Genomic DNA, 18,790 nt, shown 5'->3' with positions numbered 1-18,790 from the left:
ATTTTAGATTTTAGATTTTAGATTTGGGATTGATATCATGTCCGGTTGATTACCTTTCATCAGGTAGGGGCGGGTAAACCTGCCAATATCTGCCAACAATTGACAATCTCAAAAACCCGCCCTGCCGGGATATTACGGTAAATCGATCGGACATGATATGACCCCACGGATCTAGTCTCTTGCTTAAGGATTGTAGATTTGAGATTGTGGATTGATTCCACGGATAAATCAGGGGGCTTGTTGTATCACCTTTGAAATTCTCGGTCATGGGATTGGTAACTGATAATTGGGAATTGGCAATTGGGAATAGAGGATTGCAGTCATGGGATTTTAGATTTTAGATTTTAGATTTTAGATTTGGGATTAATATCATGTCCGGTTGATTACCTTTCATCAGGTAGGGGCGGGTAAACCTGCCAATATCTGCCAATAATTGACAATCTCAAAAACCCGCCCTGCCGGGATATTACGGTAAATCGATCGGACATGATATGACCCCACGGATCTAGTCTCTTGCTTAAGGATTGTAGATTTGAGATTTTGGATTGATTCCACGGATAAATCAGGGGGCTTGTTGTATCACCTTTGAAATTCTCGGTCATGGGATTGGTAACTGATAATTGGGAATTGGCAATTGGGAATAGAGGATTGCAGCGGATAATTGGGGATTACTTATGGGCGATCGGTCGATCGCCCGCGACTCATCACTTATTGCAAAGAGGACAGTTTCATGCGGTACGCCGATCGCGAAACAGGCGCGATCGCGGGTTCTTCAACGGCCGCATTTTTGTTTTTGGCTTCAGAAATATTTTCTGCAAGTACGGCGAGCGATCGTCCTGCAAAAATATCGCACAAAGGCAATTCTATCTGACAAGATTCTCGTACCTTTGCTGCTAATTGAATTGCCAGCAGCGAATTTCCTCCTAGTTCAAAAAAGTTATCGGTAATGCTTAACTGTTCGATGCCGAGAACCTCACAGCAAATTATCGCTAACATTGCCTCAACAGGGGTGCGCGGCGCGACAAAAATCTTTGCTTGTTGAATCGCGGCATCCGGTTCGGGCAGTGCCTTGCGGTCAACTTTGCCGTTCGCCGAAAGCGGCAGCGCGTCCAGAATTATAAATGCAGAAGGCACCATATAATCGGGCAGCTTTTCGCTCAGGAATTGGCGCAATTCTTCAACCGCCGGGGCAGCGTTTTGTTGGGGAACGATATATGCTACTAAGCGCTTTTGACTGTGATTTTCTCCGAAGGCGGTGACAATGGATGCTTTGACTGCTGGGTGCTCGTTCAAAGCAGCTTCAATTTCTCCGGCTTCGATGCGGAATCCTCGAATTTTCAGGCGGAAATCTTCTCGCCCTAAAAATTCGATATTGCCGTCAGGGAGGAAGCGCCCTAAATCTCCCGTGCGGTACAAGCGATCGCCCGTGACGGGGTGTGTGAGGAAACTGGCGCGAGTTTTTTCTTCATTGCGCCAGTATCCTTTTGTCAGTCCAACTCCGGCACAGCACATCTCGCCGGCAACCCAGACGGGACAGTCTTCTAGCCTTTCATTCAAAATGTAATAGCGTGTATTGGCGATCGGCGATCCGTAGGGAATGCTTTTCCAAGAAGGGTCAACAGTTTCTACCGGATACCAGATGTTCCAAAGAGTGGTTTCGGTTGGCCCGCCGACACTGACAACGCGACATTCTTTGACGATCGCCCTTAACCTCTGGGGCAGCGTTATCGGTATCCAATCTCCGCCGAGAAACGCCCAGCGCAAGCACTCCGGCAACACCTCAGAACGTCCGGCAGCGCAATCGAGCAGCATTTCCATCATCGGGGGAACCGAGTTCCAAATGGTGACGCGCTCTTTTACCATCAATTGCGCCCAGTGAGCGGGGTCTAGCCGTTGTGCCGCATCGGGAATGACGATCGCGCCCCCGGCTGCTAGGATGCCGAAGATATCGTAAACCGACATATCGTGGTGCAGTGCGGTGACTGCGATCGCGCGATCGCACTCGGCCACATCAAACACTTGGTTCGTCTGAGCGATCGCATTGACTGCACCTCGGTGCGCGATCGCCACGCCTTTCGGCAAGCCAGTTGAGCCGGAAGTGTAAATCACATAGGCTAAATCTTCCGCTTCCTGTACAGTTTCTAAAGGTTTGTCACTTTCTGTTGACAATTCGTCGGTATCGAGGCAAATTCGCCGCACAGTTTCGGGCCATTCTAACCTTCCATCTAAGCAAGATTGCGTTAGTACAAATTGAACTTCGCCATTTTCCAACAAATACCAAAGCCGTTCTTTTGGCAGCGCCGCATCGATCGGCAAATAAGCAGATCCAGAGGCGAGAATTCCCAGGACAGCGACGATTTGCTCCCATCCTTTCTCCATCACCACGGCAACCAATTGATTGGGGCGAACTCCGAGATTTCGCAAGCGATGACCGACTTGATTCGATCGCCGATAGAGTTCCTCGTAGGTGAGGGTGCGATCGCGCGTAATGATGGCCGGTTCGTGCGATCGCAAGGCGACTTTCTCAGCAAACAATTCGTGCAGCAATACATCGGGAATCGGTGCTTCAATGCTGTTAGCAAAAGCTTGCTGAAACGACACGGTTTTCTGCCAAGTTTCCTCTTCATTGGCGAGGCTTTGCAATAGGTGGCAATAGGCGTCAAACATATCGTCAATCATCCCTGGCGGGAAAAGTTCTTCCACCGCATCCCAGCTAAAAGACAGCCCCTGAGCGGTTTCGGTAAATTGCGCGTCTATCCAAACTTGCGGAGTTTGACCGATGATGTGAACCAATTCTCCCAATTCTTGAATCATAGAAAAGATAGAAGAATCTTCCCCAGGCGCGTTTTGCGGATCGATCGTAAACACGACTGGCATCAGCGCTGCGGTTGTACCTTGCGCTTGAGCTAGTTCTCGCAAAACGCGCACGCCGCTGACATATTGGTGCTCTAAATCTTGCCAAAGCTGTTCTTGCAGTCGCTTGGCCCGTACTTCAAAACTCTCTCGCTTTGAGTTATCTACTTCTAGCAGAGTAAATGAGGCAAATTCTCCGATAATTTCCTCAACTTGAGAATGCAAAGACAACCGATTAAAGCGCGGCACGTTGAGGGTAAACCGAGGCGTTTTGCTCCACAGAGATAGAACCTCGGCATAGGCAGCTAGCAATAAACCCGTAGGAGTGAGGCTGGCGCGAGCTGTGCGCGTTTTGAGGCGCTGCCAGGTTGGCAAGTCTAAGCGATCGCTCCAGCGTTTAAATCGCGGCTGCGTTAAGGAATTCGGGTGTTTGGCGAGGGGCAATTCCGGGGCTGCTGGCAGGGTTTTGAGGCGAGTTCGCCAGTAATCTAAGGATTGCTGGTAAAGTGGGGAGTTTTCTAAGGCGATCGCGGCTAGCACGCAGTCGCGGAAAGACAGTTGCAAGGGTGAGATCGCAGTATGGGGATTGCGGTAAAACTTGACCAAATCGCCAAACAAAATTTGAAAACTCCAGCCGTCTATGCACAAGGCGTCAATGCTGATGTGGAGCCGGATGCGGCGATTATTAATTTTGGAAGCGCAAATCTCGAACAGCGGCCAGCGATCGAGCGGCAGCACTTGGTGGGAAAGGCGATCGCGGATTGCTTCGAGTTGTTCGCGGGCCGCATCTGGAGCGAGCGATCGCAAATCCAAAACGTCAATTTTATAAGCGGGTACGTTTTCCAGAATTTGCTGCTGTCCGTTCGGAAGTACGATCGCGCGCAGCATATCGTGACGCTCTACAACTCGCTGCCACGCGAGGCTAAACCGCTCTAAATCTAACTCGTCGCTCTCAATTTCTACATAGCCGTGAATGGCGACATTGCCCATTTCAAAGAAGCTATTTCTCCCGATCCAGTACGCCTGCTGCATTTCATTGAGCGGAAATGGTTTGTAGCGATTTTGCGGATCGGGGGCGATCGCGGGCAGTGAAATCAAGGGTTCTGGCGACTGCTGGCTCTTAGCTTGTGCGATCGCAACTGCCAGACTGGCGACAGTGGGGGATTGAAACAAGCAGCGCAGCGATAGTTCCACTTGAAAGCGATCGCGCACTTTTGCAATCAGTTGAGTTGCCAGCAAAGAGTGACCTCCCAACTCGAAGAAATTGTCCTCTATTCCCACCTGTTTTAAACCCAGAACCTCAGCCCAAATATCAGCTAATACTTGTTCTTCTAAAGTTTCAGGAGCGATAAAATCGGCCTCTAAACTGTTGGTTTCCGGTGCGGGAAAAGCCTTAAAATCTACCTTGCCGTTTGGCGTCAGCGGCATCGATTCTAAAAACATGAAACTGGCAGGAACCATATAATCTGGCAGTTGTTCCCGGAGAAAAGAGCGCAGATTTTTAATTAGTGCAGAGTTGCCAATGCTGAGTGCTGAGTTTAAAACGAGGTAGGCGATTAAGCGCTTGCCGGCTGAATCTTCCTCGCGCGCGAGAATGACTGCTTCTTGCACGTCTGGATGTTGGCTGAGTGCGGATTCGATTTCTCCCAACTCTATGCGGAAACCGCGAATTTTCACTTGGCGATCTGTGCGATCGAGAAATTCTAAATTCCCGTCGGGGAGATAGCGGACTAAATCGCCTGTTTTGTAAAGGCGAGAGTGCTTCGCACACGCTTCGCGAACGCCTTGCACGCCACTAAAAATATCGGGAATAAATTTTTCTCGATTCAGATCCGAACGGTTGATATATCCTCTGGAAACGCCCGCACCTCCGATATAAAGTTCGCCGGGAACTCCGATCGGAACTGGTTGCAAGTTAGCATCGAGTACATAGGTGCGGGCATTTGGAATTGGACGACCAATGGGCAAGGTTTTTGGGGAGTTTTTAACCGCAGAGGGCGCAGAGGGCGCAGAGGGGAGAGAGTCGCACCAAGTCGCGACAATTGTTGTTTCTGTGGGGCCGTAAGTATTGACAAGTCGTACTTTTTCTGAAACGCATTTTTGCCACTGATTCAGGGATGCTGAAAGTGCGGTTTCTCCGCCAATGATTGTCAAGCGCACTGATGGGGGAAATTCTTGATTTTCAGCACTCAGTCTGGCAGTTAATTCGCGCCAGTAAGCTGTCGGCAAATCTAAGACGGTGATTTCCCATTCCCGGCATTTTTGCAGGAAGGAAGAAATGCTGTCTAACATGGAATTTGGGCGCAGTACCAAAGTTGCGCCTCGCGTTAAACAGGGATAGATTTCTTCGGCGCTGGCGTCGAAGCTGAGGGAAGCAAATTGGAGAATGCGATCGCCTGGTTCGATTCCATATTCGACACTTGCAGCTTGGGTATAATTCGCCAAAGATTGATGCTGCACCATCACTCCTTTTGGCTTGCCGGTAGACCCGGATGTATATATGATATAAGCGAGGTTTTCTGGTTGAACGGCGCTTTCAGGATTTGACTTATCTTGTTGAGCGATCGTCTGCCATTCTGCATCCAAGCAAATCACAGAAATATTATTTTCGGCTGGCGTTTCTGCTGTTAATTCTGCTTGCGTTAGCAATACCCTAACTCCAGCGTCTTCTAACATGAATGCGAGGCGTTCTTTCGCATAGATGGGGTCTAGGGGCAAATAAGCGCCGCCTGCTTTTAATACGCCTAAAATCCCGACGATCGCATCGAGCGATCGCTCCATATATATGCCGACTATCCCATCTGATTTTACGCCGAAAGAGTGCAAATAATGGGCAAGTTGATTCGCGCGACTATTTAATTCTTGGTATGTCAAAGTTTGGCATTCAAATTGCACCGCAACCGCATCAGGGGTTTTCGCCACTTGCGCTTCAAATAAGCGATGAATACAGGCATTTTGAAAGTTATTTGTTTGAGTGTTATTCCACTCAAATAGAATTTGCTGGCGTTCGGTTTCTGCAAGCATGGGCAAATCTGACAGTCGTGCGGAAGAATTGGCAACAATGCTTTCTAATAAGTTCTGAAAGTGTCCTGCCATGCGCGCAATTGTGGTCGGTTCAAATAAGTCTAAGCTGTATTCAAACCACCCTCTAATACCTGTTGCTGTGGCTTCTAATTCCAGCGTTAAATCGAAATTTGCTGTGCCGCTGTGAATCTGTTGGCAGTCCAGGCTTAAACCAGGCAATTCTATGGCGAATTCAGAGGCATTTTGAAAGGCAAACATCACCTGAAATAAAGGCGAGTGACTTAAATCTCGGTTCGGCTGCAATTCTTCTACCAACTTCTCAAACGGTACATCTTGATGCGCGTAAGCGCCTAATGCAACCTCTCGCACTCGACTCAGCAACTCTCGAAAAGTGGGATTGCCGGTTAAGTCAGATCGCAGGACTAAAGTATTGACAAAAAATCCAATTAATGATTCGGTTTCGCTACTGTTTCGGCTGGCAATTGGCGAACCGACGAGGATATCTTCTTGCCCGGTGTAGCGGTAAAGCAGTGTTTTGAAGGCTGCCAGCAATGTCATAAAGGGAGTGGTTTTTTCACTGCGGCTCAATTGTCTAATTGCCTCGGTTAAATGCTCAGGCAATTCAAATAATTGCCGGCCTCCCTTGTAACTTTGAACAGCGGGACGGGAAAAGTCTGTTGGTAAATTTAGCACCGCTGCGCTGCCACTTAACTGCTGCTTCCAGTAAGTAAGTTGAGTTTCTAATATTTCTCCCTGCATTTGTTGGCGCTGCCAAGTTGCAAAGTCTGCATACTGAATTGGCAGCGGGGGAAGCGAGGCTAAATTCTTATTAGCAAAACCTTCATAAAATGCCGCTAGTTCCCGTAAAAAGACGCCCAAAGACAACCCATCAAAAATGATATGGTGGGCAGATAAGAGCAGGGTATGTTCTGTTTCTGATAGGCGCAGAAGTTTGGCACGGAGCAGATTTGCTTGAGTTAAATCAAAGGGCGATCGCGCTGTTTCTGCCGACAGTTTTTGCGCTTCTTTTTCACATTCCTCCGGGGAGCAATGGCTCAAATCTATCAGCGGCAATGGGAAACTTTTTGACTCTAAAATAACTTGGTTCTGTTCTTTTTCCCCACCAGCAAATGCAGTTCTTAAAATCTCGTGTCGCTCGATAATTTTCTCAATACTTTGCCTGAGTGTTTCTGCATTGAGCTGTCCTGCGATCCGAACTGCACCGCAGAGGTTGTAGAATGGGTTTCCGGGTTCCAATTGGTCGAAGAACCACAAGCGCTCTTGGGCAAAAGACAGGGGAAGATGCTGCGATCGAGAAATTGGCTTTGGGACGGCTGCTTTGGTATTTCCTGTCAGTTGCTCTAGAATTTGCACTGCCAGTTGAGCAATGCTCCTATCCTCAAACAAATCCGCAACCGATACAGTAACGCCCAAGTCGCTCTCAATTTGATTTTTTAACTCAAAAATTCTTAAAGAATCTAGTCCAAAGCTGCTGAGGGGTCGATCGATAATATTTTGTGTTTTCCCGCTGGCACTGAAGTGGATTGAAGATTCCTCTTCAGTCGGCTTTAGCTCAGATATTGCACCATTCTCAATTACTTGTTTAGGAACAGGCAAGATGCCTGTTCCACCATTCTCATTTACTTGTTTGGGAACAGGCATGATGCCTGTTCCACCATTCTCATTTACTTGTTTGGGAACAGGCATGATGCCTGTTCCACCATTCTCATTTACTTGTTTGGGAACAGGCATGATGCCTGTTCCACCAGAAAACTCATTCTTTGTGGAACGGGCATCTTGCCCGTTATTGACAATGGTGCAAGATATCGGCTTTGGCCGACTTTGGCTATTAGCCGGGGAATTCATTACCCGGCGGTTTACCTGCTGCCAAAGGTAAGCTTCAAGGAGCGGCTGCCGTTCTTCTAAGTCGGCTGCCAGCAGATTTTCTCGCGTTAGTCGATCGTCAATTTCCACCGAATCAGCTAACTCTAAAACGCTACTGGCGACCACTTCCAATTTGTCAGCTAGAAAGTCAGCACAGGCGGCGCGACGTTGAATTTTACCGCTGGTGGTTTTGGGAATGCTTCCGGGCTTTATCAGCACTACTCCATAAACTTGGACTTCATATTCGATCGCAATGCGTTCGCGGATGGCGCTGATAATTTCCTCGGCATTATCCGGCGCTTTGCGAGATTGTAATTCTGGCACGATAACGAGCTGTTCTTCGCCTGCGACTTCCACCGAGAATGCCGCGATCGCCCCTTGCCGCAAACTGGGATGGCTGCGCTCTGCCGTTCTTTCTATATCTTGGGGGTAAAGATTGCGACCTCGGATGATAATTAAATCTTTAAGCCGCCCTGTAATAAACAGTTCTCCCTCGCGTAAAAAGCCTAAATCTCCTGTTCGCAAAAATGGCCCTTCGCCCGTATCTGAAAGATATGCTTGAAAGGTTTTTTCTGTCTCTTCTGGGCGATTCCAATAGCCTCGCGCAACTGTTTCGCCAGCTACCCAAATTTCTCCGACTTCTTGCGGCTGGCATTGTGTCAGAGATTCGGGATTGACGATCGCAACTTTAGTGCCAAATTCAGGGAAACCGCAGCCGACTAAAGTTCTCGCGCCCCCCTCGTCTCCGACAACTTCTACAATCTGATTGTTTTCCAGCGCCCCTGCGTCAACAGGTAAGAAAGTTGGTGTTTCCCCGCTGCGAACCGTGGCAATTTTTAGCGTGGTTTCTGCCATTCCGTAAGCAGGACAAAAGGCATCCGCCTGAAAACCGCAGGGTTCAAAAGCTTTGGTAAATCTTTCTAGGGTTTCTTTGTGGATGGGTTCGGCGCCGTTATAGGCCACGCGCCAACTACTCAAATCCAGGGTTTTTTGGTCATCGCCCAAAATTTCGCGCTGCATAATAGCGGGATGATTTTGATTGTTTTGTGGGATGGGCGTCCCGCCCGTCCCGTGTATTTTCACAGCAGGCCCGACGCCCACCCCACAATAATCATCCTCAAATTGTGCTAGCAAGATTTTGCTGATTTTGCTAGCGCACAAGTCGTAAGCAAAATTTGGCCCGCCGCTGTGGGTAGCTTTGTAGCGCGAAATCGCTTCCAACCAGCACATTGGGTTCTGGATAAACGCCGCTGGCGGCATGAAGTAACAGGGAATTCCCAGATACAAAGGTTTGAGCAATCCGTCAATTAACCCCATGTCGTGAAAGGGGGGAAGCCACGTTACGGCGACGCTTTCGGCATCGTGAGCGAAGCCTCGGTGAATGTATTCGATGTTGTACAAAACGTTGGCGTGGCTCACCATTACGCCTTTCGGGGTGGAGGTTGAGCCGGAAGTGTACTGAAGATAAGCTACTTCGTCGGGATGGATGGGTGGCTGCTGCCACTTTTCGCCGTCATCGGAAAGCGCTTCTGCACTCAGCCATTGCAGCCCTTTGAGTTGCGGTGCTTGTTCGCATAGCTGTTCTAAATTTTCCAGGTGTCGCGCGGGTGCGATCGCAACTGTTGCTCCTGCGTCTTTGGCGATCGCGCTAATTTTCGCTAAATTCCGTTTCAGCTTCGGCGGATAGAGGGGAACGGCGATAACTTTGGCGTACAAGCATCCGAAAAAGGCGGCTAGATAGTCCAATCCTGGCGGGAAAAGCAGTAAGGCCCGTTCGCCTGTGACTCCCAATGTCTGAAGTCGCGCGGCGTGCGATCGGGCGATCGCGTCTAACTCTCGATAAGTCAAACTCGCGGTTTCAGTTTTTCCGTCTAACAGAAATGTATATTTCTGCTCTGGTTGGTGTAGTGCTCTGTTTTGTAGGAGTTCTACTAAATTCGTACAACTTTCGGTGAGTTGGTTTCCCTTAATGCTTGCGTCACTCATCGATTCTTTTTACCTATAAATCTTGTTTGCAGTACGCCAACCAGTTGGGCCAAATTCTTTCCACATAGACTTTCTGTGAATAGCTTTCGGACGTTACGAGTCTCCCATCAGCGCGTTTGAGTCTTCTATTCGGGTATTAGCGTTTCTTTTCACGTTTTGTGGTCGATCGGGCTGTTCGGCAATGGCTCCGGCGGGATTTCAGTCCGAGCCAGCTTCGATATCAGCTTCAGGGGCTTTACGGCTATCGACTTTAAGCATCCTAGGCTAGATGAGATTTATTGTCAAGAGTCTTTAATAAATTTTGTTGACTCCTCTGGTTTCCTATCTGACAATATTTTCTAACTTTTGCCATAGCATTTTAGGCGGTCGTTTGTCTAGCCCTCACAATGAATCATAATAGACAAGTGGTGTATAACTAGATACAGGGGTGAGACCCCCTATCTTAAAATGCAATAAGTTTTCATTAGTTAAGTCTTGACAGATGCAAGTGCTCTGTTATCTAATTAAGGCACTTTCTCATTAAGCACCCAGTGGCTACTTCCTTTAACCGAGGCAAGTGCCAACCGCGGTCGATCGTCCAGAGCGCCACCGGACTGACGCTTTTGCCCTCACGCGCCTGCTGTGTTCCCAGAGAAATGCCGCTAGCGACGGGAGAATCGGATCGAACCGCGCCCGACAACTGGGCCGGATCTTCCGCAGGTCAGTTTTAGGAGCCAGAGAAGAGCAGCAACGCTCTCACTCACACATTTTGTTGTGCAAGCAACGCAAACCACATATCCGAAGTTCCATTAATTGTTGATTCAAGAGTAATGAATAGATCGCAGAAATTATTAAATAGCCTTGGGCTGGCAGGAGTCGTGTCTGCGGTAGTCGCTGGGCCGGTGTGCGCTTCCAACATCGCGCAGGTGACGGGCGTTCGCCTCAACCCCACGTCAGAAGGCATTGAAATTATCCTAGACACTGAAGATGGAAGACCCCTGCAAGTTTTCAGCGCCAGCTTTGGCGAAACTTTACAAGCTGATGTAATCACCGCTCAACTGCGACTACGGGGGGGAAATGAGTTTCGTCAAGACAAGCCAGCAGCCGGAATTGCTTCTGTCACCGTTACTCCTTTAGATAACAACAGCATCCGAATCAAAGTCGTTGGCGAGAGGGGTCAACCAGTGGCACGGGTGATTCCTAATGCTGCGGGTCTGATTCTCAGCTTAAAACCCACCTCGCAGATGACTGCTCGCCCGCCTGCACCGGCTCCTACAACACAGCGGCCGGGGACACCCGGAGCACCCTTGCCACCTACAGGGCAGCAGGTAGAGATACCCGCAGAACCTTTACCGCCGACAGCGCAGCCACCAGGAACACCCGGAGAACCCTTACCGCCGACAGCGCAGCCACCAGGAACACCCGGAGAACCCTTACCGCCGACAGCGCAGCCACCAGGAACACCCGGAGAACCCTTACCGCCTACAGCACAGCCACCCGCAACGCCACAGGCGGGGAGAGACCCGATTGAAATCGTCGTCACTGCAACACGAACTGCTCAAAGAGTGACCAACGTGCCGCGCTCAATAACGGTGGTAGACTCCGAAGAACTTCAGCAGCAGGTAGGGCAATCGAGAAATGTCGGGGAAGCTCTGGCAAATCAGGTTCCCGGTTTTGCGCCCCCGACTCAACTTACTGCCACTTATGGACAAACTTTGCGGGGTAGGGACGTTTCCGTTCTGATTGACGGTGTGCCACAAACGACCAATCTTCAATCGTTTGGCAGAGAATTTAGAAACATCGATCCCAGCGCGATCGAACGCATTGAAGTAGTGCGGGGGTCTACAGCAATCTACGGCGCTCAGGCTACAGGTGGCGTGGTTAATATTATTACTCGCCGGCCAACTGAGGAAAGGCTAACTGCTGTTACTGAAGTTGGCGTCAGTAGCGGTTTAACAAACACGGATGATGCTCTAAGCTTTAACGCTCAGCAGACTGTTTCTGGGCGATCGGGCAATGTCGATCTGACGGGCACTGTCTCGCTCTCTAGAAGTGGAGCTTTTTACGATGCCAAAGGCTCGCGCATTCCCTATTTTGAACTCGGCGGAGATAGCAGCACCCTCTTCAACGTGATGGGCAAAGTCGGGGTAGATTTGGACACCAACCAGCGGCTGCAACTAACTGTCAATCACTATCGGGAAACTCAAGATCCCAATGTGATTCCCGACCCTAGTGTTGACGACCGGGAAGGACGGCAAAAAGCCCGCGCCATCGGAACCGGAGATTTGGATATTGACGGGGAAACACCGGGAAATAAAAGTACACAGATCAACCTAAGTTACACCAACCAAAACCTTTTTGGCAGCAGCCTTCAAAGTCAAATTTACTATCGAACGAATTCCAATGTAAGTATTCCCTCTGATTTGCGCACGTCCGATTTTTTTGGCCCGTTTGTCGGCGTTGCTCGTTCGCGAGCCGAGAACGAACAGATAGGAGGAAGGCTTGCGGTCACCACTCCTTTATCCCGTGCCGAAAATCTTCGATTAACTTGGGGTTCTGACTATGTTACTGAAGATAGCAAACAGCGTTTCGACCTGTACGACCCAGAGAGATTTGACGCAAGTGGTGGCCGGGTTTACCGGAAAATCTCCGATCGTCCTTTCGTCCCTCCTTACACTTACGACAGCCTTGGCTTTTTCGGTCAAGTGGAATGGAATATTGACGATATCGTCATTCTAAGTGGGGGGATACGTCACGAACGCGTCGGGTTAAACGTCAATGACTATACCACTTTTAACGATCGCCAGATCGAAGGAGGCGATCGCAAATTTAACGCCACCCTATTTAATACAGGAGCTGTCTATAAAATCAATGACAACTTCAGCGTATTTGGCAACTTTTCTCAAGGTTTCTCAGTTCCCGATTTCGGCCGCATCCTCCGCGAACCCCCCGACAATTTTGTCGGAATTGAATCTTCGTTAGAAGTAACTCAACCCCAAAAAGTCAACAACTACGAAATTGGCATTCGAGGAGGCTGGCAATCCGTGCAAATGTCGCTTGCCGCTTTTTACAATACCTCCGATCTAGGAATCAATTTTCAACCAGTTGGCAACACAGGTCGCCTGGAACTAATCCGCGCCCCAGAACGCATTTACGGCTTAGAAGGGACTGTGGATTGGCAACCTGGACGAGCATGGTCGATCGGCGGGACTGCTACCTATCTTCATGGCGAATATGAGGAGGACAACCGTTACATCGCCCTCGATAGCAGCAGAATTCCACCCCTCAAGCTAACAGCTTATGTTCAAAACGAAACTTTGCCGGGATGGAACAATCGGTTACAGTTATTATATTCTGGAAATCGCGATCGAGCCTTCAAAGACGGCTCGGATGGCGGCCCGATCAGCAGCTATCTCACACTGGATTACGTCAGCGCGGTTAAAATTGGCTCTGGGCTGCTACAAATCAAAGTCGAGAATTTATTGAATAATCAATATTTTCCCGTGATCTCCCAATACTTAGCTGGATTTGGCGTGGACAGCTCTAATTATGCAGGCAGAGGTTTAACTCTCAGTGTTAATTACCGCCTTAACTGGTAATTACAGCAGATTGCAGGTTTATGAGGTAGATTCAATATCCCTCGTAGGGACACTTCAAGAACCCATTGGTGTCAATTTAACGTCAAACCGACAGTCCGGCAGGGGTTTAAACCCCTGCCTCAAAGAAGACAGTCCTCGCTTCAGAGGACTGAAGGACTCATACCAAATCCGGGTTAAAAACCCCTTTATTGCTGGAGAGGGGGAGAGTGGGAAAAATGAGCTGCGCCAGTTCAAAAAGGGGGTGAGTAACCCGGATTTAGTATCATTAGTCCTATGCAAGAGGACTTTAGCTATTAGACAGGGGTTTCAACCCCTGGCGGACTCGCGGGCCCACTAACGGACTTGAATGATAACAGTTAACGGCTTTGAGGAAAATTTCGAGATGAAGTTCCGCAAACTTGCATTCAAACTCCACTTGTATTTGGGATTAGTGGTAGGAATATTTCTAGCAGTAATTGCTTTAACGGGCAGCTTGCTGGTTTTCGGGCCTGAAATCGAGCGGTTGTTTAATCCCCAACTCCTGCAAGTAATTCCTCAAGCCGAACGGATACCGCTGGAAAATGTCCTGCATATTGTCGAAAAAGCTTATCCGCAAAATCAATCTCTTAGTATCTTGCTGCCCCGAAAAGCGAAGGAAGTTTGCAAAGTTTCGATGCTGTCAAAGAGTGAGGAAGTAGTTAGCGTTTATGTCAATCCTTACAGCGGAGAAATTAAGGGTGCGCGCCTTTGGAAAGAAACTTTTACAGGTTTGGTTTTTACGTTACACGCAGAATTAGCGGGAGGAGAATTAGGTCATATTTTTGTCGGAATTTGCGGTATAGTAATGCTATGCCTAACTTTTAGTGGTTTGGTATTGTGGACTGGTTGGCGCAATTTGGCTCGCGGATTTTCTATTAATTGGAAAGCTCACTGGCAGCGGACTGTATTTGATTTACATAACGTTTCTGGCATTGTATCGGTCGCTTTTCTCATACTCATCTCCGCTACAGGCACAGCGATAATTTTTTACGCGCCGGTTGAATCGACATTGTATTGGCTAACCAATGAAAAGCCACAGCCCGCCTTGAATTCTCATCCCCACTCTAACAGTTCGAGGCAAAACCTTGACGAAATCTTACACCAAGCTAATACCGTTTGGCCGGAAGCGAAAACCACTTTTATTTCTCTGCCTTTGACGCCAGAAGGCATTTTTAAAGTACGGAAAAAATTTCCAAACGATCCACACCCAAACGGGGTTAGCACCATTTATCTCGACCAATACAGTGGCGAAATATTGCAGGCTGACAGTGTAAATTCAGCTTCGGTAGCAAATCGAATTCTCAACTCGCTTTATCCGCTACATATTGGCAGCTATGGCGGAATTTACCTGCGGCTGATACACGCGATCGCAGGATTAGGAGCGATCGTACTGTTTGTTACGGGCGTAATGATGTGGCGGCAGCGGCATTTGGCGAAATTTTACCGCAAGGAGGCGAGAGAGCAATATGAAGAATTATCTCCCCTTAGCCAGCAATGGCCTTGGTTTTAATGAGAGCGGGGTGCGGTTTGATGCGGGTGTCAATCGATTGCGCGATTTTAGATTTTAGATTGAAGCATTGAAGGATTGGCTTGCGCGAGATAAATACGTTCGGCAAGTTTCATCCGAGACAGGTTTTTTATTTCTGGACGGATCGATCGCGTGGCGGGTATCCTGGATGCTTTCGGTGATTCTCCTGCCTAAAAACCCCGATTTTCTTAATTTTAAATCCTCTCAATCGCGTATTTTATGCAAAAATTTATTCAACTCTGGCTCGGACAAACTGCTTCGATGATTGGCAGCGCTATGTCCGGGTTTGCGCTGACTATTTGGATTTGGGAGTCCACCAGTCAAGCGACGGCTTTGGCTTTGTTGATGTTTTTTACTCAATTGCCGCGCATTTTGCTCGCTCCCGTTGCTGGCATTCTCGTCGATCGCTGGAATCGAAAATTTTTGATGGGAATAGGTGATGCGGTTTCAGCTTTGTTAACGCTCGCTATCCTATTACTTTATATCAGCCAAAACCTGCAAATATGGCATATATATGTAGCGGCTGCGGTTAACGGAATTTTTGACCAAATTCAGCAGTTAGCTTACTCAGCAGCGATCGCCACAATGATGCCCGAAAAGCATTACAGCCGCGCTAGCAGTTTAAGCTTTCTGGCAAATTACGGTGCGGGTATTGTTGCCCCGACGCTGGCGGGGATTCTGTATTCTGCGATCGGGCCCGGCGGGATTTTTACGATCGACCTGGCAACTTTTACAATCGCGATCGCCACCCTAGTATCCGTCAAAATACCACAGCCCGCGATCGCGCCAGCGTTGCGGAGCAATATCGCTTCCAATCCCCAGCAGACTCGCTTTCACCTATTCCAAGAACTCAGCTTCGGATTCCGCTACATCGTCCAGCGTCCCAGCCTGCTTGCCTTGCTGGTGTCCGTTTCGCTATTCTGGTTCGCTCACGACATCGGCGCGGCCCTCTACTCACCGATGATTCTGGCACGCACCGGCAACAATGCCAGAATCCTCGGTACTATCCTTTCAGCCGCAGGCGCCGGCGGCGTTTTAGGAGCATCGATCGTCAGTATTTGGGGCGGGCCCAGACGCCGCATCCGGGGCTTTCTGCTCGGCATGGCAGGCGCGGGCTTGAGTAAAATAGTCTTTGGTTTCGGCCAAGCGCTTTCCATCTGGATTCCCGCTCAATTTTGTTCGTCTTTCAATTTCCCCATCCTCGGCAGTTCCAACGAAGCGATGTGGTTGGCGAAAGTCGCACCAGAAGTACAGGGGCGCGTTTTTGCTACCAGAGCAGTCATCGTGCAATTGGCCTCAGCGATCGGTTTATTGATCGCAGGCCCACTTGCCGATCGCGTTTTTGAGCCCGCCATGCAACCGTCCGGTTTTTTAGCAACTATTTTCGGCCCAATTCTGGGGACAGGTGCCGGTGCTGGCATGGCTTTGTTATACGCTATCTCCTCGCTGGGCTTATTGCTCGTTGCAGTCGGTGGGTATGCTTGCCGACAGTTGCCCGATGGCTAAAGGGAAAACCGAGAGAGGTCTTTTAACTTCTTACCTCTTCCTTCTTCCTTCTTCCTGACATCCGTTACATCTGAGATGTTGCACCATTCTCAATTACTTGTTTAGGAACAGGCTTTCCGGCCTGTTCCACAAAAAAATTCACTCTTTGTGGAACAGGCCGGAAAGCCTGTTAAGCGAGAATGGTGCCAGATGTGAGTTACATCCGTTACATCCGTTACATCCGTTACAGAATCCGTTGCCGAACTTCCTTCTCCTAAAGTTTCTGGCGCGAACTCAGGTGAGCTTCAATTTCCGATCGCGATCGCCATACAGGGCGCAATTCCTTGCGAGCAAAGAGCTGCGACCGATCGCCGGCGTGGGGCGAACCAGGTTGAGTGGCATTGCCGTAACTGTTTAGCGCCATCGCTTTCACCGGAAGAGAGAACTCGATCGCAGCGACAAAAGAATCGCCCGCAACCGCTTGAAAGCGATCGTCTTTCCCAGGAGCGAACCAGACTGAGCGAAATACACCCAAAGCACCGTCAGCTCCATTTGCCGGCAGATTCGCCTCCCCAGGCAATCGGAAGACTTCGCCCCATGCGACATCTAACGCGCCATAAGTCGCCTCAATTTTGGTTGCTGTCGCGGACAGCACCCGCACCGCCTCCGCAGGATTTGCCAACCCGTCTGGCGTCGTTAGCGGCGCATCTTCGCGCCAAGGTTTCGCGAATAACTTATCGTCATCCATCGCTTTTTTCCAAAAGGCAAACAGCACCGCACCGCGACTGTCAGCATCGACTTTGCGATCCCAAGTGGCGAGAACTTCCGCAGCGCGGCGCGCTTTTTCGCTGCCTTGCCGTGCGACGGGAATTAGATCGTCGAGGAGGCGATCGGCGAGTTCTACCTGAGTAGAATGTTTGTATTGAATGAGTTCCTCAAAAGAGATTTTGTCGTCTTCTAAGAGCATTTTTGCCGATCGCTGCGATCGCAAGTCCATCGGGCCGCGCGGTGCCATGTAGGCGGGATAATTATCCGGTGCGATCGCACTGGGAAACGTCGTCGTCCAAGGAGGATCGTTGGTATTTTGCAACCAACCGCTGGGCGGATCGACAACGCGCGGCAAATCCGCATAGGGATGATTTTTGCTCCACAAAGTCTCTGAAGTATTGCCAGGAATCGTGCCTGACCAGTATTTAAAATCTCCTTTTTTGCGAATGGGGACTTGACCGTTAAACAAGTGCATGATATGCCCCTCGCGATCGGCATACATGACGGTAAACATGGGGATTTCCAAGCGCTTTAAAGCGGTTTCAAATTCAGAAAAATTCTTTGAGCGTGCCATATCCCACCACTGCTGAAGGGCTGCTGGTTTATCGAGTCCGACAACGCGCAGGGCGATCGCTTTGCCCTGTTTTTCTGTGATAATCGGCCCGTGAACAGAACGCCGCACTACTAGAGGTTCCGATCGCAAATTCCCATTCTTTTCTTTGACTTTTAAAACCTTTTCTTCCCTGTCAAATTTTCGGACTTCGCCATCGAAGCGATAGCCATCGTTAGCGAGGGGCAATTCGTAGGCATCCCAGCCATCGTGAGTGTTGACAGTATGAGTCCATCCCAAGTTGTCATTAAAGGCGATCGTTAATACAGGAAATCCGACGAGAGTCGCTCCGTAAGCGTTAATTTCTGGGGCAATCAGTTGTGCTTCGTACCATAAATATAAATCCGACCAAGGAAGGTGAGGATTTGCCAATAGCATGGCATTGCCGCTTTGAGAACGGGAAGGAGCGATCGCCCAACCATTAGAGCCTTTGGGAGTATCATTTTCAGCGATATCTTCAACGCGATCTGGATCGACTACAAAAGTAAAATTGATGACGCGCTGCGCGTGTGCCAATACATCTACTGGTTTGAGGGGCAATGCTACCTTTAATTCTGCGGCGAGTGCCTCTGGGTGTTCTTTTGCATAGGCATTCATTCCGCCCACAAAAGCATCGATATAGTTGCGGAAAATGGGATTTTGTGATTCATACCACGCATTGGCGCGATTAGGAATTCCCATAGTTTGCACCCAGCGATCGGATTCGAGATAATCTTCGCCCCAAAATTCCGCCGCTTGCCCGCGAGCTTGCCCGTAAAGACGCAAAATCAGATTACCGTGACTTTGCATCTGCGCCCACCCGAAAGCGTAGAAAAGGCTTTTACTATTTTCTCCGTAAATGTGTGGAATTCCATAGGTATCCCAAAGAATTTGAGTGTCGGTTTGAGGCGAGGATTGAACCCCATTATTTAGAAGCAAAACTAAAATAAAACTCATTAATAACGAGACAATCCGCCGGCCTTGTTTTTTTAGTTGTAGAAACACTGGAAATTAATTGGCTAGGGTGGGTTAAACTGAGAAGTTGCAGCCTTTTTAACAAGCTGCAGGAACAAAACG

5 protein-coding genes are annotated in these 18,790 nt (G+C 49.1%); 3 read left to right on the top strand and 2 right to left on the bottom strand.

Features of this window, described 5'->3' with window-relative positions:
* Positions 1 to 708: 708 nt before the first annotated feature.
* Complete coding sequence (locus tag QUA50_RS06730) at positions 709 to 9,747, bottom strand: amino acid adenylation domain-containing protein (RefSeq protein WP_333298591.1); 9,039 nt, start codon at positions 9,745 to 9,747, stop codon at positions 709 to 711.
* 809 nt (positions 9,748 to 10,556) lie between these two features.
* On the opposite strand from QUA50_RS06730, the gene QUA50_RS06725 reads away from it, so the two are divergent.
* The 3 genes from QUA50_RS06725 (at position 10,557) to QUA50_RS06715 (ending at position 16,377) form a co-directional block, all read left to right on the top strand.
* Complete coding sequence (locus QUA50_RS06725; protein WP_333264008.1) at positions 10,557 to 13,325, top strand: TonB-dependent receptor domain-containing protein; 2,769 nt, start codon at positions 10,557 to 10,559, stop codon at positions 13,323 to 13,325.
* 346 nt (positions 13,326 to 13,671) lie between these two features.
* Positions 13,672 to 14,853: a PepSY-associated TM helix domain-containing protein gene (locus QUA50_RS06720; RefSeq protein ID WP_333264010.1), complete on the top strand. Its 1,182-nt coding sequence runs from the start codon at positions 13,672 to 13,674 to the stop codon at positions 14,851 to 14,853.
* A 237-nt stretch (positions 14,854 to 15,090) separates the two neighbouring features.
* The gene (locus tag QUA50_RS06715; protein WP_333264013.1) at positions 15,091 to 16,377 is read left to right on the top strand and encodes an MFS transporter; all 1,287 of its coding nucleotides are present in this window, start codon (positions 15,091 to 15,093) and stop codon (positions 16,375 to 16,377) included.
* 253 nt (positions 16,378 to 16,630) lie between these two features.
* Here QUA50_RS06715 and QUA50_RS06710 read toward each other — a convergent pair whose 3' ends face one another.
* Positions 16,631 to 18,718, bottom strand: a complete 2,088-nt coding sequence (locus tag QUA50_RS06710; protein WP_333298587.1) for an acylase — start codon at positions 18,716 to 18,718, stop codon at positions 16,631 to 16,633.
* Positions 18,719 to 18,790: the final 72 nt, after the last annotated feature.

This window comes from Microcoleus sp. M2_D5 (assembly GCF_036701935.1).
Classification (GTDB): Bacteria; Cyanobacteriota; Cyanobacteriia; order Cyanobacteriales; family Microcoleaceae; genus Microcoleus.
This window is presented reverse-complemented; position numbering and strand designations above follow the sequence as displayed.